A 20,670-nucleotide genomic window follows, 5' to 3' on the forward strand; every position below is an offset into this window, starting at 1 on the left:
AACCCCCGAATGGAGCTTTCGTCATGAACACGATGCTGCGTAAGAGCGTGCTGGGTCTGGCTGGTCTGGCGTTCGCCGGTGGTCTGGCGGCCGGTCCGCTGCACCACCAGGACACCACCCCCACTGCGACGTCCGGGCTGATCCCGGCCGCCGTCGTGCAGGCCGACAAACCGGACACCGCGAAGCTGATCCCGCACGGCGTGCAGGGCGCCCAGTCGCGCATCGACCTGAACGACGAGCAGACCGGCAACGCGAAGGCGATCATCGCCGCGACGAAGAAGGCCGGCCTCCCGGAGCGGGCCGCGGTGATCTCGATCGCCACGAGCCTGCAGGAGTCGAAGCTGGAGAACCTGGGCCACCTCGGCGACGCCAACGACCACGACTCGCTGGGCCTGTTCCAGCAGCGCCCGAGCTCGGGTTGGGGCACGCCGGAGCAGATCACCAACCCCGAGTACGCCACCCTGGCGTTCGAGAAGGGCCTCAAGCAGATCGACGGCTGGCAGGACATGCCCCTGACCCAGGCCGCGCAGACTGTGCAGGTGTCGGCCTACCCGGACGCCTACGCCCAGTGGGAACAGCAGGCCGCCGACCTCGTCGCCCAGCACTGGAACAGCTGACAACCGGATCAAAGCAACAGACACTGCTGGCCGGCACCCCGAACCCGGGTGCCGGCCAGCGGCTTCTCCGTCTGGCGCCGATCAGGTCGCGCTGATCGTCCCGGTGAGGAGCAGGCACAGGACGAGGGTGCCGAGCGCCACCCGGTACAGCACGAAGAGGTACAGGGTGTGGTGGGCGACGTAGCGCAGCAGCCAGGCGATGGCCGCGTAGCCGATGGCGAAGGCGATCACCGTGGCGACCACCATCTGGGCCACGCTGGGTGCCGCAGTGCCCGGTTCGGCAGGCTCGAAGACGTCGCCCAGGCTGAACACGCCGGACAGCACCACGGCCGGAATGGCCAGCAGGAACGAGTACCGGGCCGCCGTCTCCCGGGTGAGGTTCAGCAGCAGGCCGAAGGTGAGCGTGCCGCCGGACCGGGACACGCCGGGGATGAGCGCCATCGCCTGGGCGAAGCCCATAACGACGCCGTCGCGCATCCGGAAGTTCTCCAGCGTACGGGTCTGCCGCCCCCAGTACTCGGCGAAGGCCAGCACCAGCGCGAAGAAGATCAGCGTGAAGGAGATCAGGTACAGGTTCCGGGCCGTGTCGCGGATCGCGTCCTTGAACAACAGCCCGAAAACGCCGATCGGGATGGTGCCGATGATGACGTACCAGCCCATCCGGTAGTCGAGGCTGGACCGGACCGAGGGGTCCCACAGGCCGACGAACCAGGTACGGACGATCCGCCAGATGTCCTTGAAGAAGTAGATGAGCACCGCCGCCTCGGTGCCCAGCTGGGTCACCGCGGTGAACGACGCGCCGGCGTCCCGGCCGAAGAAGATCGCGGAGGTGATCCGCAGGTGCCCGGAGGACGAGACGGGCAGGAATTCCGTGAGCCCCTGGACGATGCCCAGGACGATGGCCTCGACCCAGGTCACTCGCCGACTCCGGACAGTTCCAGGGCCTCGGCGACGGTCCGCAGGGTCTGCACACCGCTCTCCCGGTCGGCCACGAAGAGGGTCACCGACAGGGTGGTGACGCCCGCGTCCGCGTACTCCTGCATCCGCTCGGCGATGCGCTCCTTCGGGCCGAGCAGCGAGGTGCGGTCGATGAACTCGGTCGGCACCGCGGCGGCGGCGTCGCGCTGCCGCTTGGCGAGGTAGAGGTCCTGCACCTCGCGGGCGGCGTCGCCGTAGCCCATCCGGATGGCGAGCTGGTTGTAGAAGTTCTGCTGCCGGCTGCCCATGCCGCCCACGTAGAGGGCGGCGTACCAGCGGACCAGCTCGGCGCAGGAGGCGACGTCCTCGCCGACCACCACCGGGACGCTGGGCACCACGTCGAAGCCGGCCAGTTCCTGGCCGATCCGGGCCCGGCCGGCCCGGACGGCGGCGAGCTGCTCCTCGGCGAACTCGGGTGCGTAGAAGACGGCGAGCCAGCCGTCGGCGATCTCGCCGGCCAGTTCCAGGTTCTTCGGGCCGACGGCGGCCAGGTAGATCGGGATGTGCTCGCGGGGTGGGTGGAAGCCCAACCGGAGTGCCTTGCCCGGGCCGTCCGGCAGCGGCAGTGTGTAGTGCTCGCCGTCGTACGCGACCTCCTTGCGGGCGACCGCCAGCTTCACGATGTCGACGTACTCCCGGGTGCGGGCCAGCGGTTTGGCGAAGCGGACGCCGTGCCAGCCCTCGGAGACCTGCGGGCCGGAGACGCCGAGGCCGAGCCGGAACCGGCCGCCGGAGAGGGCGTCGATGGTGGCCGCGGTCATCGCGGTCATCGCCGGGGTGCGGGCGGGGATCTGCATCACCGCGCTGCCCACGTCGATCCGCTCGGTCTGGCCGGCGATCCACGCCAGCATGCTCGGCGAGTCGGAGCCGTAAGCCTCCGCCGCCCATACCACCGAGTAGCCGAGCCGGTCGGCCTCCTGGGCCAGGGCCAGATGATCGGCCGGCGTGCTCCACGCCGTCTGGTATCCGAGGCTGAGCCCGAGTCGCACTGGTCCTCCCACCGTCCGCACCACAGGTCGCATCAGGTTACGCAATACGGGTGGCCGAGCCGATCACCGGCTCACCCCGAACGCGTCACAACCCGGCCGGACGGTGGAGCAGGAACTTGACTCCGGGCGAGGATATCCGTGACGCGACGTTCGAAATAAGGTTCACCCATGCAACAGCGACCGCTCGGCCGAAGCGGGCTGGCGGTTTCGCGGCTCGCGCTCGGCACCATGACCTGGGGACGGGACACCGACGCCGACGACGCGGCCGCCCAGTTGAAGAGCTACCTCGACGCGGGCGGCAACCTCGTCGACACCGCCGACGTCTACGCCGACGGCGACGCCGAGTCGGTGATCGGCTCGCTGCTGGGCGGCCTGGTCCCCCGCGACGAGCTGCTCATCGCCACCAAGGCGGGGCTGCGGCCGGGCAGCGGCCGGCGCCGGGACAACTCCCGGGGGCACCTGCTGCGGACGCTGGAGGCGTCGCTGCGCCGGCTCGGCACCGACCACGTCGATCTCTGGCAGGTGCACGGGTACGACCCGGACACCCCGCTGGAGGAGACCCTGGCCGCGCTGGACCACGCGGTGTCCAGCGGCAAGGCCCGGTACGTCGGGGTGTCGAACTTCTCCGGCTGGCAGACCGCCCGGGCCGCCGCCTGGCAGGCCGCCTGGCCGGGGCGTGCCCCGGTGGTCGCCGCGCAGGTGGAGTACTCGCTGCTGGAGCGGGGCGTGGAGCGCGAGGTGCTGCCGGCCTGCGCGGCGTTGGGGCTGGGCGTGCTGCCCTGGTCGCCGCTGGGCCGCGGGGTGCTCACCGGCAAGTACCGGCACGGCCGCCCGGCCGATTCCCGGGCCGCGTCGCCGCACTTCGAGCGTTTCGTCGCTACCTACCTGGAGCCGCGCTGCTCCAGCATCGTGGAGGCGGTCGCCACCGCGGCCAGCGGGCTGGGCGTCTCGCCGTTGGAGGTGGCGCTGGCCTGGATCCGGGACCGCCCGGGGGTGACCGCGCCGATCCTCGGCGCCCGCACCGTGGGGCAGCTCCTCGGCGCGTTGCAGGTGGAGCGGATGACCCTGCCGGAGGAGATCGTCACCGCGCTCGACGACGTCTCGGCGGTGCCGGTGGGCTATCCGGAACGGGACGGCTGAGGAGCTACCTGCCCGCCGGCCAGCGACGCCGGTCACTCAGGGGGTTGGCGATGGGCCACCGGGCTGGGCAGCATAGAGGCCATGGACTACGAATACGCGCCGCTGCGGTTGCCCGCGAATGTCGACCGGTTGACCGCCGCGGCGCAGCTGGCGATCCAGGCGGAGTTCTCCGGATGGGAGTTGGCCCGGGTGCGGCTGTACCGGGACGGGACGCGGCAGGTGATGCTGCGCCGCCGCCGGGTCAACCAGCCGCAGCCGGGCCTGTCGTACTGAGGGCGGCCGGACCGGGACGACGCGGTACGCCCCGGGGCCCGCACCGGATGGTCGGGCCCCGGGGCGGCGCGGCTCAGTGCGCGTGGTCGTGTTCCTCGTCGAGCTCCAGGAACGGGTGTTCGTCGAGCCGGCCCACGAGACGGTCGTCGGCCGCGGGCTGGAACGGGCCGACCGCGTCGTCGTCGTCGAACGACTCCAGGTCGACGGGGTTGCTGACCTCGCTGACCATGACCAGGCCGTCGAGCGGCTCCAGCTCGGGGACGTCCAGCGCGCTGAGCGAGCCGTCGCCGCTCTGCAGCAGCTCCAGCACAGCCTCGCCGACCCCCTCGACCGGGGCGGGCTCGTCCTCCTCGGGGGTGCCCTCCCGGCGGGCCGCCTCGGCCGCCCGGATCAGGGCGGACACGCTCGGCACCCGGTAGTCCCGGCGCTGCCGCACCGAGATGACTCGCGGGTGCGGATCGGTGGCCTCCACCCCCTCGACGCCGCCGAAGCGCTCGTCGGCCTCGTTCGGGTCGATCGACTCCACGTCCCACGGGGTCACCTCGCCGAACGCGTCGAGCAGCTGCTCGTCGTAGGCGAACGAGGCGTTGTTCAGAGCGACGTACGCCTGCCAGACGTTGTCGTCGTCGATCCGGCCCTGGGCGGCACGGACGGCGGCCAGGTGGGCCCGCGCCGCGTCGATCACCCGCTCCAGGGCGGCGTCCAGCTCACCGTGCTGGTCGGTCATGTGAGGCAGTCCCTTCGGGATGGGGGAGATTCCGCGCCGACGGTGACGTGACGGACACGGTTAGCAACTGCGGAGGAACCGGTCGAGAACCCGCACGCCGAACTGTAGTCCGTCCACCGGAACCCGCTCGTCGATGCCATGGAACAGGCCGGAGAAGTTGAGGTCGGCGGGCAGCCGCAGCGGCGCGAAGCCGAAGCAGCGGATGCCGAGCTGCGAGAACGCCTTGGCGTCGGTGCCGCCGGAGAGCATGTACGGCACCGGGCGGGCCCCCGGGTCCTCGGCCCGCAGCGCGGCGGACATAGCGTCGACCAGGTCGCCGTCGAACGTGGTCTCCAGCGCCGGCTGGCGCTGGATGTACTCGATGGCGATGTCCGGGCCGATCAGCTCGCGTAGCTGCCGCTCCAGCAGCTCCGACTGCCCGGGCAGGCTGCGGCAGTCGATGGTGGCGGTGGCCCGGCCGGGAATGACGTTGTCCTTGTAGCCGGCGGCCAGCCGGGTCGGGTTGGCGGTGTTGCGGATGGTCGCGCCGATGAGGTTGGCGATCGGGCCCAGCTTGGCGATCGCGGTCTCCGGGTCCTCCGGGTCGATCTCGATGCCGAGCACGTCGGAGACCTCTTCGAGGAACGCCCGTACGGTGTCGGTGACCACCACCGGGAAGCGGTGCCGGCCGACCCGGGCGACCGCCTCGGCGAGCGCGGTGACCGCGTTGTCGTCGTGCACCATCGAACCGTGGCCGGGGCGGCCCTTGACGTGCAGGCGCAGCCAGTCGATGCCCTTCTCGGCGGTCTCGATGAGGTAGAGCCGCCGCTGCTCGTCGACGGAGTAGGAGAAGCCGCCGACCTCGCCGATGGCCTCGGTGCAGCCGGCGAAGAGGTCGCGGTGCCGCTGGGCGAGGAAGTGCGCGCCGTAGTCGCTGCCGGCCTCCTCGTCGGCGGTGAAGGCGAGCACGATGTCCCGCGACGGGCGCACCCCAGCGCGCTGCCAGCCGCGGACCACGGCGAGCACCATCGCGTCGAAGTCCTTCATGTCGATCGCGCCGCGACCCCACAGGTAGCCGTCGCGGAGCTCGCCGGAGAACGGGTGCACCGACCACTCGTCGGGGTCGGCGGGCACCACGTCGAGGTGGCCGTGCACCAGCAGCGCGTCCCGGCCCGGGTCGGTGCCGGGGATCCGGGCGACCAGGTTGGCCCGGCCCGGCGCGGACTCGTGGATCTCCGCGTCGACGCCGACCTCGGCGAGCTTCTCGGCGACGTACTCCGCGGCGCGGCGCTCCCCGGCGCTGGTGTCGTTGTCCCCGGTGTTGGTGGTGTCGATGCGCAGCAGGTCGCGGCAGAGGTCCACGACCTCGTCGGTGGGGTCCGGTCGGGCGGAGGCGGCGTCGCTCGTCATCGCTTCTTCATACCAGCCGGCCCCGAGGCGTCCACCCCCGCCCGCGCACGGTTTCGCGGATGTCGCGGACGGGTACCGCCGCTGGCGTCCCCGCAGCGCTCACCCGGGCCGGCGACCCGCCGGTCCCCCGCCGGCCACCAGTCGAGGAGGGCACCATGACCGTCCCCCTGCCGCCGCTGCCGCCCACCGCCGACGACGTGTACCGGCCGGGCGGCCGGAGCGTGGCCGACCTGGTGACGCGGGAGCACGCCGCGCTGCTCGGCCTGGCCGGGCAGGCCACCGACCCGGACCTGCCCGCCGAGCGCCGGCGGGAGGTGCTCGACGTGCTCACCGCCGCGGTGTCCCGGCACCTGTCCGCCGAGGAGCAGTACCTCTTCCCCGCCGCCCGGGCCGCCGTGCCCGACAGCGCCGAACTGGTGGACCGGGAGATCGAGGCGGACGCCGCGCTGCTCACCGCCCTGCGGGACCTGTCCGGGCCGGACGATCCGGCGCTGGCCGAGGTGACCGACCGGGTCCGCCGGCACGTCGACCGGGTCGCCGCGCTGGTGGCGCCGCTGCGCGCGGTGGCCACCGACGCCGAGCTGATCCGGCTGGGCAACCGGTGGGAGATCGCCGAGGAGGCGGCGCCGACCCGGCCGCACCCGGGCACCCCGGCCAGTCCACCCTGGAACAAGATCGTCGAGCCGGCGGTGGGGGTGCTGGACAAGGTCCGTGACGCGGTGACCGGTCGGCGTACCCAGCTGTCCGATCTGGAGCGGCCGGCGAGCGGTGAGCCGGGGGCGGCCAGCTGATCGGCGCACATCGATGGCGGGTGAACCCTTCCGCATACCCGTTCGTGGTCCTACCGTCACCGTATGAATCTGGAGCTGCGACATCTGCGGGTGGTCTGCGCGATCGCGGAGACGGGAAGCGTCACCAAGGCCGCCTCGATGCTCGGCCTGGCCCAGCCGGCGCTGACCGCCCAGCTCCAGCGCATCGAGCGGGCCCTCGGCGGTCCGCTGTTCGACCGGGACCGCCGCGGCGCCCGCCCCACCGCGCTGGGCGAGCTGGTGCTCGACCGGGCCCGGGTGCTGCTGCCGGCCATGAAGGGCCTGCAGGACGAGGCGGCCCGGCTGGCCGGGGCGGCCGACCCGCCGAGCCGGTACCGGTTCGGCGGGGTGAACAGCCCGATCCTCGGCCGGCTGGTGCACCGGCTCGCCGCCGAACAGCCCGACGTGCGGATCACCACCTACGCGTCCTGGTCCGTGGACGAGCTGGCCCAACTGGTGGCCGGCGGCCGGCTCGACTTCGCGCTGACCGGGGTGTGCGGGGACGCCGCCCCGTCGGCGGAGTTCGGGCTGAGCTGGCGGGAGGTCGCCGTCGACCCGATCTTCGTGCTGCTGCCGCAGACCCATCCGCTGGCCGGCCGGGACGAGGTGCGCCTGGTCGACCTGCGGCGCGAGCAGTGGGTGGCGGCCCCCGGGGAGGGCTGCTTCGGTGACTGCTTCGCCGCCGCCTGCGCCCGGGCCGGCTTCACCCCCCGCAAGGTGTACGAGACGGACGTGCGCGGCTGCGTGGACCTGGTCGACGCCGGCGCGGCGGTGGGCCTGTGCCAGGCCACCTTCCGGCCGGTCGCCGGCCTGGTGACCCGCCGGCTGGCCGGTACGCCGCTGCGCTGGCGGCTGCTGCTGGGCTGGCACCCGGACGCGCCGGCCGCCCGGGTCGCCGAGACCGTGCTCGAGACGGCGGTGGCGGCGTACACCGACGCGCTGGCGCCGCACCCGGACTATCTGGCCTGGCTGCTGGGTCATCCCGACTTCGGCGCGCAGGTGACGGTCGCCGACGGGGTGCGAACCGCCTGAGCGCGGGTATCACGGCGACATGACTGATCTGTACCCCGCCGCCGACCAGCGGGAGCTGCTGCGCCAGGCCGCCGCCGCGCACACCGCCGCCTCCACCGACCTGGAGGCGTTCCTGCGCCGGTTGCCGGAGGTGCCCGACGCGGCGGACATCACCGAGTACGCCAACCTGCTCAGCCGGGAGGAACGGGCCCGCACCGACCGGCAGGCCGCCGCCGACGCGGCCGGCCTGGAGCTGCCCAGCATGGAATCGTCCGAGTAACAACAGGTACGCGGACGGCACCCGGGCTGGCCCGGGTGCCGTCGGCGGGTCCGGTCAGCGTTCGACCAGGACGTCGTGCCCGAGGTCGAGCAGCGAGTACCGCCACTCGTTGTCGCTGTTGCCCCCGCTCGGCCGGGCGTCGATGAGGGACTGGATGCGGTCGATCGCCTCCTGCATCACCTCGATGTCCTCCCGGGTGAGGTCCACCTTGCGCTTGCTCAGCACCCGCAGGATGTGCCGGCCCGGCTCGGGCAGGTCCATGTTCGGGGCGGGCCCGAACGACTCCTCGCCGGAGCCGCGGGTCAGCAGCCACTGGCGCAGCTGCTCGGAGGGGACGTTCACCAGGGCGTGGAAGTCGTCCCAGATCACGTCGACCTCGGGATCCACGCGAGTCTCGCGTACCATCACGCCTCCTCTTCCGGCGGCGGCCCGGACGGTGTCCGGTCGCCCTCCTCGGTCTGCTTCTTCACGCCCTCCGGCGTCACCTTCACCCGGGACGGGTTCGCCGTCGGTGGGCTCACGATCGGTTCGCGCCGCTCGTTTTCCTCCCGGCTCTCCTCCGGTTCGGTCATCTCGTCCCGCTTCCGCTTCACCGCGGGTGCGACGTGCTGGCGGCGGCGTAGTCGCGGTCCCCGCTGCCCACGTCGACGGACAGCTGACCGTCGCGGGCGTCGACCACGACCTTCTGCCCCGGCGAGACCTGGTGTTCCAGCAGCATCCGGGAGAGCCGGTTGTCGACCTCCCGCTGGATCACCCGGCGCAGCGGACGGGCGCCGAACTCCGGCTGGTAGCCGTGCTCGGCCAGCCAGTCGATGCCGGCCGTGGTGAACTCGACCCGGATGTCTTGGGCGTGCAGCCGGCGCTTGGTCTCCTCCAGCATCAGCTCGGTGATCTGCCGCAGCTGCTCGGCCTCCAGCCGCTGGAAGATGATCACCTCGTCGATCCGGTTGAGGAACTCGGGGCGGAAGTTCTCCTGCAGCCGGCGCATCAGCCGCTCCCGCAGTTCGCTGGCCTCCTGCTCCCGGCCGGGCTCGCCGACGCCGAAGCCCACCGTGCGCTGGGTGCCGGTGATCATCTCCGAGCCCAGGTTGCTGGTCATGATCAGTACGGTGTTCTTGAAGTTGACCGTGCGTCCCTGGCTGTCGGTGAGCCGGCCGTCGTCGAGCACCTGGAGCAGGATGTTGAACACATCCGGGTGCGCCTTCTCGATCTCGTCGAGCAACACCACCGCGTACGGGCGGCGGCGCACCGCCTCGGTGAGCTGCCCGGCCTCCTCGTAGCCGACGTAGCCGGGCGGGGCGCCGACCAGCCGGCTGACGGTGTGCCGCTCCTGGAACTCGCTCATGTCCACCCGGACCATCCGGTCCGCCTCGCCGAAGAGCGCCTCGGCCAGGGCCCGGGCCAGTTCCGTCTTGCCGACGCCGGTGGGGCCGAGGAAGAGGAAGCTGCCCATCGGCCGGTCCGGGTCCGCCAGCCCGGTACGCGAGCGGCGCACCGCCTCGGCCACCGCGCTGACCGCGTCGTCCTGGCCGACGACCTTCTCGTGCAGGTACCCCTCCAGCCGCAGCAGCCGGTCACGTTCCTCCTCGGTGAGCTGGTTCACGGGGATGCCGGTGGCCCGGGAGACCACCTCGGCGATCTCCGTCGGCCCGACCGTCGGCACGTTCGGGCTCTCGCCCTCCCCGCGCGCACGGCGGACCTGGTCCTCCAGTTCGGACACCCGGTCGCGCAGCTCCGAGGCGCGCTCGTACTGCTCGCTGGCGACCGCCTGCTCCTTGTTGCGGCGCATCTCGTCGAGCTGCCGCTCCAGGTCGCGCACGTCCTCGGCCGGGGTGCGGGTACGCAACCGGACCCGCGCGCCGGCCTGGTCGATCAGGTCGATCGCCTTGTCCGGCAGGTAGCGGTCGGTGATGTAGCGGTCGGAGAGCTCGGCGGCGGCGACGAGGGCCTCGTCGGTGAAGCGGACCTGGTGGTGCGCCTCGTAGCGGTCCCGCAGGCCGCGCAGGATGGTGATCGTGTCCTCGACGCTCGGTTCGGGCACGAAGACCGGCTGGAACCGGCGGGCCAGCGCGGCGTCCTTCTCGATGCTGCGCCGAAACTCGTCCAGCGTGGTCGCGCCGATCACCCGCAGCTCGCCGCGGGCCAGGGCGGGCTTGAGCATGTTGGAGGCGTCCATGCCGCCCTCGCTGCCGGCGCCGCCCGCGCCGACCAGGGTGTGGATCTCGTCCAGGAAGATGATCAGCTCGTCCTTGTGCGCCCGGATCTCGTCGATCACCTTCTTCAGCCGTTCCTCGAAGTCGCCCCGGTAGCGGGTGCCGGCCACCAGGCCGGCCAGGTCGAGCTGGATGACCCGCTTGCCGATCAGGGTCTGCGGCACGTCGCCGTCGCAGATCCGCTCGGCCAGCCCCTCCACGATCGCGGTCTTGCCGACGCCGGCCTCGCCGATCAGCACCGGGTTGTTCTTGGTCCGCCGGGACAGGATCTCCACCGCCTGCTCGATCTCGTCCGCCCGGCCGATGACCGGGTCGATCTGGTCGTTGCGGGCCAGTTCGGTCAGGTCCTGCCCGTACTGGTCGAGGGTGGGGGTGCCGCGGTCGGGACGGGGGGCGCCGCCGCGTTCCGCGCTGGCCGCCTGGAGCGACTCCGGCTGGATCCGGCCCGCGGCGAGCATCCGGCCGGCCGGCGACTCCGGATTCAGCGGCAGGGCCATCAGGATGTGTTCGGGGCCGATGTAGTTGGCACCCATCGCCCGGGAGAGCTGGTGGGCGTCGAGCAGCGCCCGCTTGGCCGCCGGGGTGAGCGACAGGTTCGGCGGCACCTCGCCGCGGGGCGCCCCGTCACCGCGCCCGCCGAGGGCGTTGACCAGGGCGTCCGGGTCGGCGCCGGCCCGGCGTACCAGGTCGCGCAGCGGCTCCCGCTGCAGCCCCGCCCAGAGCAGATGGTCGGTGTCCAGGTCGTTGCTGTGCTTCTGCGCCGCGCGCCGGGCCGCGTCGGCCAGCATCTCCCGCGCGTCGGCGGTCATCAGCCGGGTGATGTCGACCCGGTGCGCCGGTCGGCGTCCCCCCTCGCCGCGGCCGAAGTACCGGGCCAGGAACTCGTCCCACGGGTCGGAGCCGAAGTCACCGGGTCCCATCATCTCTGTCCTCCGCTGTTCGGACGGGCACGGCCGCCGGGCGACTGGCGCGGCACGGTCGGCGGTGGCTACCCGGCGGTCGGCGCGACAAACGCAAGCGGGTCGGGAGTGGGGCGGCAGCCGGGTCGATGGCAGGGTGGGGGCATGGAGGACAGGCCGCTGCTGATCGTCGACGGCGCGAACGTGGTGGGCTCGCGGCCGGACGGCTGGTGGCGGGACCGGGCCGGGGCGGCGGCGCGGCTGCGCGACGCGCTCGCGCCGCTGGCCGACCGGGGTGTGCCGCCCGAGCTGCCGCCGCCGGTGGACGTGGTGCTGGTGGTGGAGGGCGCGGCCCGGGACGTGCCGGCCACGCCGGGGGTGGTCGTGGTCGCCGCGCCCGGCTCCGGCGACGACACCATGGTCGAGCTGGTCGCCGCGGCGCCGGACCGGCGCCGGGTGGTGGTCACCGCCGACCGGGAGCTGCGGGCCCGGGTGGGCGCGCTGGGCGCCGAGGTGCACGGGCCACGCTGGCTCCCCCGGGACGTCCAGCGCCGCGGGCCGGCGCGGTGACCGGGGTACGCCCCGGCCGGGTGACCCGTGGACGGGACCAGACGGTTCGCCGGCGGGACCGGCGCCGCCCGGCCGAAACGGTCTCCGCGCACGTCAGGGGACTGATCGGACAGCCGGGCAGGAACACCGCGAGGGCGGATGTTCGTGCACCCGCCGGGATGGGTTGTAATGGAGATCTCCCTTGCCCCCAGGAGGTCCCCCGTGGCGAGCGTCGCCGAGCTGAAGGCAGCCATCGATGTCGCCCTCCAGCAGATAGGTGACGGGCAGACAGCCGTGCAGGCGGCCGGCGAGAAGCTGGCCGAGGCGCAGCAGACCCTGGCCGGCGCGCTGGAGGGCAGCGGACACGAGACGGTCGAGGCGGCCCAGGCGTCGCTGACCCAGGCCAGCCAGGAGCTGGAGGAGTGCCTCGCCGCCACACTCGTCGCGGTCGAGCAGGCGCAGCTCTACGTCGCCACCCTCTAGGGCCGGCCGTGTCCATCATCGAGGACGTCGGCGCGCAGGTGCGGGCCGCCGCCGAGGAGCTGCCGCTGGCCCAACTCGCCGCGGCGCTGGAAAAGTTCGGCCAGGCCACCGAGCGGCTGCGCTGGGTGCGACAGGAGTCGGCGAACCCGATGGGGGTGCCCGAGCTGTCCGCCGCGACCGAGCACGCCGAGACCGCCGGCTACGCGCTGCGGGTGGCCCAGGAGCAGCTGTCCGCGTACCTGGCCGCGATCGGGCTGGCCGCCGACGGCGCGCCCGCCCCGCCGGCCGCCGAGCGGCGGCCGCGGCACGACGCACCGCGGGAGGTGGCCCCGCCGGCGGCGGCCGGCGGACCGGAGCCGGGGGCCGAACCGGCGATGCGGCGCTGGTGGTCGGTGCGGGTGGCGGAGCTGACCGGCGGTCGCGAGGGCGCGCCGGACGAGCCGGACGCGCGGCTCGGCGACTCCCGGGAGCTGCTGCGCCGGGTGGTGACCGGGGTCCGCTCCGGCGACCGGGCCCGGTTGCACGCCGAGCTGCGCCGGGCGCACGCCGACGTCGGGCTGGGGCTGGCCGCGGTCGCCCCGCCGCTGCTGCGCGACCTGGCCGGGGAGCTGCTCGGGCACCCGCCCCGCGCCGACGACCTGGGCCGGCTGCGCCGGGAACTGGACGGTCGGGTCCGCGACCTGCTGCCGGGGCTGCCGCCGCCGGTGCTGGACACCCTGCTGACCCGGGTCTGCCGGATGCCCCCGCCCCGCCGTTCCGGCGAGCAGGACCAGCCGCACGCCGCGGATCCGGCGGTCACCGCCGGGGTGGTCACCGCAGTGCTGCTCGACCGGCTCGGTCGCGACCTGCCCACCGAGGCCGACGAGCGGAAGACGCATGGCTGACGTCCGGGCCCAGATGGTGTCGCGGGTCCGGGGGCTGCTCTCCGAAGCCCTCGGGGCGACCCGGAACCGGCTGGCCGACGCCGACGCCGACCTGGCCGCCCGCCGGGACCGGCTGGTCCGGGTGCGGCGCGCCGCGGCGGCCGTACCCGAGCGGGTGGGCGGCGCCCGCGACCGCCGGCTGACCGAGATCGACGCCCGGCACAGCGCCCGGATCGCCGAGCTGGCCCGGCGGGCCGCCGCCGCGGCCGAGCGGGAGGCGCCCGGCGCGGCGTCCGCACCGTGGGACCGGTGGCACCCGACCCCGGCCGATCGCGCCGAGACCCCCGGCGCGGTACGCGTCGGCACCGTGCGCATCCCCGGCGCGGAGCCGGTGCCGGCGCTGGTGCCGCTGCTCGACGCCGGCCACGTGCAGCTCGCCGGCGGCGACCGGGACCGCATCGCCGCGGTGGTGCCGGCCCTGCTGCTGCGCTCGGTCGGGCGCGCCGACCCGGGCACCGTCCGGCTCGTCGGGTACGACCCGGAGCACCTGGGCGGCGGGCTGGCCGGGTTCGCCCCGCTCGGCACCGCCGGCCTGCTCACCTTCGTCGGCCCCGGCGGGCTGGGCCGGCTGCTGGACGACCTGGTGGAGCAGATCCGCCGGATCAACGAGACCGTGCTGGCCGGCGAGTACGCGTCGCTGCGCGAGCTGGCCGCCGCCACCGGCCGCCGGCCGGAGCCGTGGCGGGTGGCGGTGCTGCTCGGCGGTGACGAGCTGTCCCGGCACGAACGCGGCCAGCTGGACCGGGTGGTGCGCACCGGGGTGGCCTGCGGGGTGCACTTGGTGGTCCGCGGCATCGAGCTGCCCGACGACCCCACAGTCACCCGCGTCGTGGTGGAGCCGGACGACGCCCGGATCGGCGGGCTGCCGGTGGTGCTCGACGCCCCACCCCCGGCCGGGCTGGTCACCGAGACCTGCCGGGAGACGGCCTCCCGGGTCAACGCCGGGCCGCCCCCGGCGCCCTTCACCGATCTGCTACCCCCGCCCGAGGCCTACTGGCGGGAGGACTCGGCGCACGCCCTGACCGCCCCGATCGGCGAGGGCCCGCACGGGCGGCAGGTGCTGCTCACCCTCGGCGACTACCCGCCGCACGCGCTGATCGGCGGTCCCTCCGGCACCGGCAAGACCAACCTGATCTTCGCCTGGATCGGCGCGCTCGCCGCCCGCTACTCCCCCGCCGAGCTGGAGTTCTATCTGCTGGACTTCAAGGAGGGGGTGTCCTTCGCCCGGTTCGCGCAGGGCCGGCGGGACCCGAGCTGGCTGCCGCACATGCGGCTGGTCGGGATCAACGTGAACACCGACCGGGAGTTCGGGCTGGCGCTGCTCCGTTTCCTCGCCGAGGAACTGCGCCGCCGGGCGGACGCGGCGAAGAAGCACGAGGTCACCAAGCTGGCCGAGCTGCGCGCGGTGGACCCGACCGGGCACTGGCCACGGATCGTGGCCGTGGTCGACGAGTTCCAGGCGCTGCTGGCCGGCCGCGACGTGGTCGCGCGGGAGGCCGCCGACCTGCTGGAGGACCTGGCCCGGCGGGGCCGGTCGCAGGGCATCCACCTGGTGCTCGCCTCGCAGGACGTGCGCGGCATCGAGGCGCTATGGGGGCGGCCCGCCCTGGTCGCCCAGTTCACCCTGCGGATCGCGCTGCCGAAGGCGCTGCGCATCCTGGCCGAGCGCAACGACGCGGCCCAGTCGCTGCCCCGGCACCACGCGGTGGTGAACGCCGAGTCGGGGCTGGTCGAGGGGAACCAGGTGGCCCGGATCCCGTCGGCCAGCGACTGGGAGACGTGGAGCGAACTCCAGCACCGGCTGTGGCGGATGCGCCCGCAGGACGCCGCCCCGGCCCGGCTCTTCGACGGCGACGCGATCCCGAGGCTGGCCGAGGCGCCGGACTTCCGGGCCCTGGCCGCCCCCGAGCAGGGGGTGCCGCGCAGCCCGATGGCGCTGCTCGGGGAGATCATCGACGTGCAGGCCCGTTCGGCGGCGCTGCGGCTGCCCCGGGCGCCCGGGCGCAACCTGGCCGTGCTCGGCACCCGGGTGGACGAGGCGTGCGCGGTGCTGGACGCCGCCGCCCGCTCGCTGGCCCGGCAGCACCGCCCCGGCACCGCCCGGTTCTCCATCGCCTGCCTCGACCCCGACGCCGACCCGGCCGCCCGCGCCCTCTACGAGGACCTGGCCGACGACGCCGCCTGGTACGACGAGGAGACCGTCGGCGAGCTGATGGCCGAGGTGGGCGACTCGCTCGGCGCCCCGGGCACCCCGAACAGCCCGCACTACCTGCTGCTGTACGCGGTCGACGCGGCCGCCGGGCAGCTCGCCGGCAAGGCGGGCCGGCGCACCGGGCTGGAGCAACTGCGCCGGATCCTGCACGACGGGCCGGAACGGCGTACGCACGTGCTGGCCTGGTGGCGCGGGGTGGCCCGGATGCGGGCCGACCTGGGCGGGCCGGCCGCGCGCACCGACCAGATCGGGGCCTGGGTGGCGCTCGACGTGCAGGGCGCGGAGCTGGGTTCCTCGCTCTACCCGGGCAACGGCGGGCCGGACTGGTACCCGCGCCCGTGGCGGGGGCTGTACTTCGACCGGGCGGTGCACCGCACCGGACAGGTGATCATCCCTTATGGTCCCTCCCGATGAACGAACCGGTCGCCAGTGAGACGTACGCCGCCCAGATCCGTCGGCTCGCCGAGCTGACCGCCCGGGTCGCCGCCCAACGCGCCGAGGCGCACACCTGGTACGCGCAGCAGTGCGCCGCCGCCGACCGGGCGGTGGCCGAGGCCACCGAGCAGGTCCGCCGGGCCGAGGCGGAGGTGGCGGAGGCGCGGGAGCTGGTGGAGCGGGTCGACGCCGAGGCCGCCCACCTGTGGGGGCAGCTGCGCGCCCGGGTGGGCACCGGTGGGCGGCGACTGGGCGAGCTGCCCGGGCCGGCCCGGGACGCGACCGGCGACCCGGTGCCGCTGCTGCACGGGGTGCGTGAGGTGCTGGACCGTACCCGCCAGCCGGGCGAGCTGCCCGGCTCGGCGAACCCGCTGCTGGTGGGCTGCGGGATCGGCGGCGCGCTGGTCGCGTACGCGCTGGGGATGGGCGCGCGGGCGCTGGGCGACGGCTCCAGCGGGGACCTGGCGGTCGGCCTGCCGGTGCTGGCGCTGGTGGTCACGCTGCTCGGGCCGCTGGTGGGGCTGGCCCCGGCCCGGCTGCTGGCCGACCGCCGGCACGCCGTGCTGACCCCCCGCGCGATCACCCTGGTGGCCGCCGCCGGCCTGGTGACCACCATCCTCCTGCTCGCCCTCGCCCCCCGCTGACCACCCGCCCCCACCGCCGCCCCCGCGCTCCGGCCCACGGCCGGCGGGTTGGGCCGGCCGCCGCCTCGGCGATCATGAGGTTGGCAGCGATCGCCACGGCGTGTCGCGCCGCCAACTTCATGATTGACGCGCGCTGGGGCGGCAGCAGCGGGGCGGGACCGTCAGGCCGGGGTGAGGACGGCTTCCTTGAGGAGGCGGCGGGCTAGGACCAGGCGATCGGCGTCGTCGAGGCCGGGCAGGTCGCCGACCCGGGTGACCTCGCCGGTGAGCAGGGCGCGCAACGCCGGCTCGCAGGTGTCGGGCAGCGTGATGGTCCGGTCGAACAGGCGCAGCGCGATCCGGCCGTCCCCACTCGGGTCGAGCTGCCAGCGCAGGCCACCCCGGACGGCGACCCGGCTGTCCGCATCGAGCCCGGCCAGCGCCGCGGCCTGGGCGAGGGGCCGGATCGGCGCCGGTCGGGCGGCCGACCAGGCCCGCCCCCGCAGCCGCGCGGCCACGACGGCCGGGTCGGCCCGCAGCAGCCAGTCGCGCAGCGCCTCCACGGTCTCGGTCAGCTCCGGCTCCAGCGCGTCCGGGTCGGCCACGTCGGTGCCGAAGGGCAGCCCGGCACGCAGCCGCGGATCCTCGGCGGCGAGCGCCAGCAGCTCCTCGACCAGGGCGTACCGGGTGAGCGCCCGGATGCCCACGGTCAGGTGCAGCGAGCTGCTCTCCTGCGCCTGGGCGCTGTGCAGCCAGCCCCGGGGCAGGTAGAGCGCGTCACCCGGGGCGAGCACCACGTCCAGGGCGGGCGGCCCGTCGGCGGTGGCGGCGACCTCGTCGGCCCGCCCGCCCCAGGGCTGCCGCTCCAGCGGGTCGGGCAGCACCGGCGGGTGGATCCGCCAGTGCTTGCGGCCGTCGACCTGGAGCACGAAGACGTCGTGCGTGTCGTAGTGGGTGGCGAAGCCCTGACTGCCGGCCGGGGTCAGGTAGGCGTTGACCTGCACCGGTTGGGCCAGCGCGAGGCCCAACTCGCGGGCGAAGTCGACCAGCGCCGGCCAGGTCCGGTGCAGACCCTGCAGGACCAGGGTCGCGCCGTCGGCGTACAGCTGGAGGACCTTCTCGTCGAGGACCTGGTCGCCGATCTCGGCGCCCGCGCCGCCGCCGCCCGTGTAGCGGGCCGCGGGGACTAGCTCGCCGTCCTTCGCCAGGCGCAGGAACGGGGTACGCAGGCCGCGCCGGCTGAGCAGCTCGTCGGCGTCGGCCGGGCTGAACAGGTCGGTGAAACCGCGCGGGTTGGGCAGCTCGGCGGCCCGGGACAGCAGCGGGCTGCGCCCCCAGTGGTCGGCGGCGAACTTGGCCGGCTCGACCGTGATGCAGCGGGCGAGTGCCTCGGCGGCGGCCGGCGGAACCGCCGGGCGGCCGTCGCCGCCCGGCGACGGTTCCAGGTCGTGGCGCGGCGCCAGACGCGCCGAGCTGGATCTGTCGGACGCGTCGAGGTGCGTCATGGCGACCGGTCAGGCGCTGCCGTCGGCGCCACCGTCGCGCTGGCCCGGGGTCGCGCCACCGTCGGCCGGACCTTCCGCGCCGCCATCGGCGCCACCGTCCTGCTTGCCCGGGGTCGCCCCGCCGTCGGCCGGGCCCTCGGCGCCCCGGTCGGCGCCGCGATCGGCCCCGCGCTCCGCCCCGCGGTCGGCGGCGCCGTCCGCGCCCCCGTCGCGCTGGCCCGGGGTCGCGCCACCGTCGGCCGGGCCCTCGGCCCCGCCGCCACCGGTGGTCTGCATGTCGTCGTCGTTGAGTGCCATGGGTGCTCCCTCGGGTGTGCCCCGGTGTCCGTCGGGGTTCGTCGTGGAGCGGGTGGTACCCCACGCGCGATCTTCTCTAACCCCACGGTAGACGGCGGGGCCCGGCGACACGGACCGTTCGCCGGGGCGGGCGTCACCCGGCCCAGGCGCGCCGGCGTGCACGGCGGGCCGGCCCGGTCGGTGCCAGGATGGCGGGAGAACGCCGGAGAGGAGGTGGCCATGGGGCAGCCCGAGCCGCCGGGGCGGCGATGATCCTGGTCGGCACCTCCGGTTGGCAGTACCGCGACTGGCGGGAACGGTTCTACCCGGCGAAGCTGCCGCAGCGGCTGTGGCTGGAGCACTTCGCCGCCCGGTTCGCCACTGTGGAGGTCAACAACGCCTTCTACCGGCTGCCCGAGCGGGACACCTTCGTCGCCTGGCGGGACCGCACCCCGGACGACTTCTGCGTGGCGGTGAAGATGAGCCGCTACCTGACCCACATCAAGCGGCTGCGGGAGCCGGCCGAGCCGGTGGCCCGCTTCCTCGACCGGGCCACCGGGCTGGGTGACCGGCTCGGGCCGGTGCTGGTGCAGCTCCCGCCGAACCTGCGGGCCGACCCGGACGCGCTGGACGCCACGCTGCGCCTCTTCCCGGCCGAGGTGCGGGTGGCGGTGGAGCCACGGCACCCCTCCTGGTGGACCGACGACACCCGGCGGGTGCTGGAGCGCCGCGGCGCCGCGCTGGCCTGGGCGGATCGGCTCAGCCGCCCGGTGACGCCGCGGTGGCGTACCGCCGACTTCGGTTACCTGCGGCTGCACGAGGGACGGGCCCGGCCGTGGCCGCGCTACGGCCGGGCCGCCCTCGCCTCCTGGGTACGCCGGTTGACCGCGACGTTCGACGCCGCTGAGCCGGCGTACGTCTACTTCAACAACGACCCCGGCGGCGCGGCGATCGTGGACGCGGTGGCCTTCGCCGACCTGGCCCGACAGACCGGCCAGCCGGTGAGCCGCGTGCCGGCGGCCGAGGGCTGAACGCGGACGGCCCGCTCCACCGGTGGTGGGGCGGGCCGGGTCGGGACCGTCGGTCAGGGAAAGATCTGCACCAGGTCCCGGGGCATGTTGTCCTTCACGTCCTCCCACTGGTCCTGGGTGATGTGCCGGCTGAGGGCGTCCATCACCACCTGGACCACGCGCTCGGTGCCGCCCTCGACGTCGTACGGGAAGTGCTGCCGCACCTCGAACAGGAAGTCGTCCCGGTTCAGCTTCACCGGCACGTCCGTCGGCGTCCAGCCCTCGAAGTAGATCCCGCGGAGCAGCAAGGGCAACTGCGCGGCGAACTCCACGCTCTCCTGCACCGGCATCCGGTCGCGGAGCAGATGCAGCACCGTACGCAGCGCGCAGTAGGACTGGTTGCGTTGCGACTTCGGCCAACCGTAGGCCTGCTCGATGTCCTTGAGGATCAGGTTGGTCTTCTCGATGGAGGACTCAATCGCGGTACTCAGCTGCTCAGCCATCTGCCCACCCCCGTAGGTCGGTTTCCCACCGTCGGTCGTCGGTGCGTCGCGGCGGCCCGCTGGGCCCCCGCCACTGCCGGGTCGGACTGAACCGACCGGGCCGCTCGCCGCGCCGGGGGCCGTCGGACTTCCCGACCACGTGCAGCACCCCGCCACGGCGTCGATCCGATACCACCCGCACCGCCATGGCCCACCTCCTGTCGGCCTCGCGGTCGCGTCGTCGACGGACCGCACACACCGCCCAGACTGTCCGGGGAGAGGGTGAGCCGGCCTCACCCCGACAGGGTGAAACCGCACCGGTCAGTCGACGCCGAGCAGGACCTGCAACCGCTGGCCGTTGCGCTGGGCATAGTCGCGGTAGCAATTGTTCATGAGCACGTGGGTCTGCTCGGCCTCCCCGGCCAGCTCGCGCAGCCGGGGCACCCAGTCGCGCAGCTCCCGGTCGGAGTAGTCATAGCCGAACTTCTCGTGGATGTCCTTGCTGGTCCACCGCTCGCTGTGGCCGTGGAAGCGGACCACCGCGAGGTCCGCGGTGGCCGCCAGCACCGGCGGTACGGACGACCGGTGCCCCTGGGGCATGTCGACGCAGACGTACGGGAGCTGGTGCTTGCGCAGGAAGCCGAGGGTCTCCTCCCGGTTGTCGCCGTCGAACCAGGAGGCGTGCCGGAACTCGAAGGCCGCCCGGAGCGGGGCGCACCGCTTCGCCACCTCGAGGAGGTACTGCTTGTTGTCCCGCTTGATGGTGAACCACGGCGGGAACTGGAACAGCACCACGCCGAGCCGGTCCGCCTCGACCAGCGGGTCGAGCGCGGACAGGAACCGGCTC

23 protein-coding genes are annotated in these 20,670 nt (G+C 74.3%); 12 read left to right on the forward strand and 11 right to left on the reverse strand.

The window, feature by feature from the left end:
- Nucleotides 1–23: 23 nt before the first annotated feature.
- Nucleotides 24–617 carry a hypothetical protein gene (locus FXF52_RS34975; RefSeq protein ID WP_148803740.1) on the forward strand — a complete coding sequence of 198 codons (594 nt, stop codon included), beginning with the start codon at nucleotides 24–26 and terminating at the stop codon, nucleotides 615–617.
- Nucleotides 618–698: 81 nt separating this feature from the next.
- Here the strand turns inward: FXF52_RS34975 and FXF52_RS34980 are convergent, their stop codons facing one another.
- Nucleotides 699–1,535, reverse strand: a complete 837-nt coding sequence (locus FXF52_RS34980; RefSeq protein ID WP_148803741.1) for an undecaprenyl-diphosphate phosphatase — start codon at nucleotides 1,533–1,535, stop codon at nucleotides 699–701.
- Nucleotides 1,532–2,584, reverse strand: a complete 1,053-nt coding sequence (locus FXF52_RS34985; RefSeq protein WP_148803743.1) for an LLM class F420-dependent oxidoreductase — start codon at nucleotides 2,582–2,584, stop codon at nucleotides 1,532–1,534. The genes FXF52_RS34980 and FXF52_RS34985 overlap by 4 nt, the downstream gene beginning before the upstream one ends.
- Before the next feature lie 168 nt (nucleotides 2,585–2,752).
- On the opposite strand from FXF52_RS34985, the gene FXF52_RS34990 reads away from it, so the two are divergent.
- Nucleotides 2,753–3,724, forward strand: coding sequence for an aldo/keto reductase (locus FXF52_RS34990; protein ID WP_148803745.1), 972 nt, complete (start codon nucleotides 2,753–2,755; stop codon nucleotides 3,722–3,724).
- 81 nt (nucleotides 3,725–3,805) lie between these two features.
- Nucleotides 3,806–3,997 (forward strand): DUF5703 family protein, encoded by a 192-nt coding sequence (locus FXF52_RS34995; protein ID WP_073838148.1) that lies wholly within the window; start codon nucleotides 3,806–3,808, stop codon nucleotides 3,995–3,997.
- A gap of 73 nt (nucleotides 3,998–4,070) precedes the next feature.
- On the opposite strand, the gene FXF52_RS35000 is transcribed toward FXF52_RS34995, so the two are convergent.
- Entirely contained in the window at nucleotides 4,071–4,724 is a 654-nt protein-coding gene (locus FXF52_RS35000) for a hypothetical protein (protein WP_148803747.1), read from the reverse strand.
- 60 nt (nucleotides 4,725–4,784) lie between these two features.
- Entirely contained in the window at nucleotides 4,785–6,113 is a 1,329-nt protein-coding gene (locus FXF52_RS35005) for a M20/M25/M40 family metallo-hydrolase (protein WP_148803749.1), read from the reverse strand.
- Nucleotides 6,114–6,268: 155 nt separating this feature from the next.
- Here FXF52_RS35005 and FXF52_RS35010 point away from each other — a divergent pair, with 155 nt between their 5' ends.
- From FXF52_RS35010 to FXF52_RS35020, 3 genes are all read left to right on the forward strand, one after another.
- Entirely contained in the window at nucleotides 6,269–6,904 is a 636-nt protein-coding gene (locus tag FXF52_RS35010) for a hemerythrin domain-containing protein (protein WP_148803751.1), read from the forward strand.
- Between the two features lie 63 nt (nucleotides 6,905–6,967).
- Nucleotides 6,968–7,954 carry a LysR family transcriptional regulator gene (locus FXF52_RS35015; RefSeq protein ID WP_148803753.1) on the forward strand — a complete coding sequence of 329 codons (987 nt, stop codon included), beginning with the start codon at nucleotides 6,968–6,970 and terminating at the stop codon, nucleotides 7,952–7,954.
- A gap of 19 nt (nucleotides 7,955–7,973) precedes the next feature.
- Nucleotides 7,974–8,213, forward strand: a complete 240-nt coding sequence (locus FXF52_RS35020) for a hypothetical protein (RefSeq protein ID WP_148803755.1) — start codon at nucleotides 7,974–7,976, stop codon at nucleotides 8,211–8,213.
- A gap of 54 nt (nucleotides 8,214–8,267) precedes the next feature.
- On the opposite strand, the gene FXF52_RS35025 is transcribed toward FXF52_RS35020, so the two are convergent.
- Genes FXF52_RS35025 through FXF52_RS35030 form a run of 3 tightly spaced genes read right to left on the reverse strand, consistent with a single transcriptional unit; the run spans nucleotide 8,268 to nucleotide 11,349 of the window.
- Nucleotides 8,268–8,618: a DUF3140 domain-containing protein gene (locus FXF52_RS35025; RefSeq protein ID WP_148803757.1), complete on the reverse strand. Its 351-nt coding sequence runs from the start codon at nucleotides 8,616–8,618 to the stop codon at nucleotides 8,268–8,270.
- On the reverse strand, nucleotides 8,618–8,785 hold the full coding sequence (locus FXF52_RS42080) for a hypothetical protein (protein ID WP_187413902.1): 168 nt from the start codon (nucleotides 8,783–8,785) through the stop codon (nucleotides 8,618–8,620). The genes FXF52_RS35025 and FXF52_RS42080 overlap by 1 nt, the downstream gene beginning before the upstream one ends.
- 17 nt (nucleotides 8,786–8,802) lie before the next feature.
- Entirely contained in the window at nucleotides 8,803–11,349 is a 2,547-nt protein-coding gene (locus FXF52_RS35030; protein WP_148803759.1) for an ATP-dependent Clp protease ATP-binding subunit, read from the reverse strand.
- 141 nt (nucleotides 11,350–11,490) lie between these two features.
- Between FXF52_RS35030 and FXF52_RS35035 the strand changes: the two genes are divergently transcribed.
- The 5 genes from FXF52_RS35035 to FXF52_RS35055 all read left to right on the forward strand — a co-directional run bounded on the left by FXF52_RS35035 (nucleotide 11,491) and on the right by FXF52_RS35055 (nucleotide 16,571).
- A complete protein-coding gene (locus tag FXF52_RS35035; RefSeq protein WP_148803761.1) occupies nucleotides 11,491–11,895 on the forward strand; it encodes a hypothetical protein in 405 nt (134 codons plus the stop codon).
- Between the two features lie 201 nt (nucleotides 11,896–12,096).
- Nucleotides 12,097–12,357 (forward strand): hypothetical protein, encoded by a 261-nt coding sequence (locus FXF52_RS35040; RefSeq protein ID WP_030504016.1) that lies wholly within the window; start codon nucleotides 12,097–12,099, stop codon nucleotides 12,355–12,357.
- A gap of 8 nt (nucleotides 12,358–12,365) precedes the next feature.
- Nucleotides 12,366–13,241, forward strand: coding sequence for a hypothetical protein (locus FXF52_RS35045; protein ID WP_148803763.1), 876 nt, complete (start codon nucleotides 12,366–12,368; stop codon nucleotides 13,239–13,241).
- Nucleotides 13,234–15,906: an FtsK/SpoIIIE domain-containing protein gene (locus FXF52_RS35050; RefSeq protein WP_148803765.1), complete on the forward strand. Its 2,673-nt coding sequence runs from the start codon at nucleotides 13,234–13,236 to the stop codon at nucleotides 15,904–15,906. Before FXF52_RS35045 ends, FXF52_RS35050 begins: the two co-directional genes overlap by 8 nt.
- Nucleotides 15,903–16,571 carry a hypothetical protein gene (locus FXF52_RS35055; RefSeq protein ID WP_148803767.1) on the forward strand — a complete coding sequence of 223 codons (669 nt, stop codon included), beginning with the start codon at nucleotides 15,903–15,905 and terminating at the stop codon, nucleotides 16,569–16,571. The genes FXF52_RS35050 and FXF52_RS35055 overlap by 4 nt, the downstream gene beginning before the upstream one ends.
- A gap of 161 nt (nucleotides 16,572–16,732) precedes the next feature.
- On the opposite strand, the gene FXF52_RS35060 is transcribed toward FXF52_RS35055, so the two are convergent.
- The gene (locus FXF52_RS35060; protein ID WP_148803769.1) at nucleotides 16,733–18,055 is read right to left on the reverse strand and encodes a cupin domain-containing protein; all 1,323 of its coding nucleotides are present in this window, start codon (nucleotides 18,053–18,055) and stop codon (nucleotides 16,733–16,735) included.
- A gap of 9 nt (nucleotides 18,056–18,064) precedes the next feature.
- Complete coding sequence (locus tag FXF52_RS35065) at nucleotides 18,065–18,352, reverse strand: hypothetical protein (RefSeq protein WP_148803771.1); 288 nt, start codon at nucleotides 18,350–18,352, stop codon at nucleotides 18,065–18,067.
- A 248-nt stretch (nucleotides 18,353–18,600) separates the two neighbouring features.
- Here FXF52_RS35065 and FXF52_RS35070 point away from each other — a divergent pair, with 248 nt between their 5' ends.
- Complete coding sequence (locus FXF52_RS35070; RefSeq protein WP_148803773.1) at nucleotides 18,601–19,362, forward strand: DUF72 domain-containing protein; 762 nt, start codon at nucleotides 18,601–18,603, stop codon at nucleotides 19,360–19,362.
- A 53-nt stretch (nucleotides 19,363–19,415) separates the two neighbouring features.
- On the opposite strand, the gene FXF52_RS35075 is transcribed toward FXF52_RS35070, so the two are convergent.
- Both FXF52_RS35075 and FXF52_RS35085 read right to left on the reverse strand, forming a co-directional pair.
- Nucleotides 19,416–19,844, reverse strand: a complete 429-nt coding sequence (locus FXF52_RS35075; RefSeq protein ID WP_148803775.1) for a DUF2267 domain-containing protein — start codon at nucleotides 19,842–19,844, stop codon at nucleotides 19,416–19,418.
- 300 nt (nucleotides 19,845–20,144) lie between these two features.
- A partial coding sequence (locus tag FXF52_RS35085) for a DUF72 domain-containing protein (RefSeq protein ID WP_148803779.1) occupies nucleotides 20,145–20,670 on the reverse strand: 526 nt, incomplete at its 5' end.

Source organism: Micromonospora sp. MP36 (assembly GCF_008119785.1).
Classification (GTDB): Bacteria; Actinomycetota; Actinomycetes; order Mycobacteriales; family Micromonosporaceae; genus Micromonospora.

Excerpts from the sequence above, each read along its gene's own strand:
- FXF52_RS34975 (WP_148803740.1), top strand. The coding sequence starts at position 24 with ATGAACACGATGCTGCGTAAGAGCGTGCTGGGTCTGGCTGGTCTGGCG.
- FXF52_RS34990 (WP_148803745.1), top strand. The coding sequence starts at position 2,753 with ATGCAACAGCGACCGCTCGGCCGAAGCGGGCTGGCGGTTTCGCGGCTC.
- FXF52_RS34995 (WP_073838148.1), top strand. The coding sequence starts at position 3,806 with ATGGACTACGAATACGCGCCGCTGCGGTTGCCCGCGAATGTCGACCGG.
- FXF52_RS35000 (WP_148803747.1), bottom strand. The coding sequence starts at position 4,724 with ATGACCGACCAGCACGGTGAGCTGGACGCCGCCCTGGAGCGGGTGATC.
- FXF52_RS35005 (WP_148803749.1), bottom strand. The coding sequence starts at position 6,113 with ATGACGAGCGACGCCGCCTCCGCCCGACCGGACCCCACCGACGAGGTC.
- FXF52_RS35010 (WP_148803751.1), top strand. The coding sequence starts at position 6,269 with ATGACCGTCCCCCTGCCGCCGCTGCCGCCCACCGCCGACGACGTGTAC.
- FXF52_RS35015 (WP_148803753.1), top strand. The coding sequence starts at position 6,968 with ATGAATCTGGAGCTGCGACATCTGCGGGTGGTCTGCGCGATCGCGGAG.
- FXF52_RS35020 (WP_148803755.1), top strand. The coding sequence starts at position 7,974 with ATGACTGATCTGTACCCCGCCGCCGACCAGCGGGAGCTGCTGCGCCAG.
- FXF52_RS35025 (WP_148803757.1), bottom strand. The coding sequence starts at position 8,618 with ATGGTACGCGAGACTCGCGTGGATCCCGAGGTCGACGTGATCTGGGAC.
- FXF52_RS42080 (WP_187413902.1), bottom strand. The coding sequence starts at position 8,785 with ATGACCGAACCGGAGGAGAGCCGGGAGGAAAACGAGCGGCGCGAACCG.
- FXF52_RS35030 (WP_148803759.1), bottom strand. The coding sequence starts at position 11,349 with ATGATGGGACCCGGTGACTTCGGCTCCGACCCGTGGGACGAGTTCCTG.
- FXF52_RS35035 (WP_148803761.1), top strand. The coding sequence starts at position 11,491 with ATGGAGGACAGGCCGCTGCTGATCGTCGACGGCGCGAACGTGGTGGGC.
- FXF52_RS35050 (WP_148803765.1), top strand. The coding sequence starts at position 13,234 with ATGGCTGACGTCCGGGCCCAGATGGTGTCGCGGGTCCGGGGGCTGCTC.
- FXF52_RS35055 (WP_148803767.1), top strand. The coding sequence starts at position 15,903 with ATGAACGAACCGGTCGCCAGTGAGACGTACGCCGCCCAGATCCGTCGG.
- FXF52_RS35060 (WP_148803769.1), bottom strand. The coding sequence starts at position 18,055 with ATGACGCACCTCGACGCGTCCGACAGATCCAGCTCGGCGCGTCTGGCG.
- FXF52_RS35065 (WP_148803771.1), bottom strand. The coding sequence starts at position 18,352 with ATGGCACTCAACGACGACGACATGCAGACCACCGGTGGCGGCGGGGCC.
- FXF52_RS35070 (WP_148803773.1), top strand. The coding sequence starts at position 18,601 with ATGATCCTGGTCGGCACCTCCGGTTGGCAGTACCGCGACTGGCGGGAA.
- FXF52_RS35075 (WP_148803775.1), bottom strand. The coding sequence starts at position 19,844 with ATGGCTGAGCAGCTGAGTACCGCGATTGAGTCCTCCATCGAGAAGACC.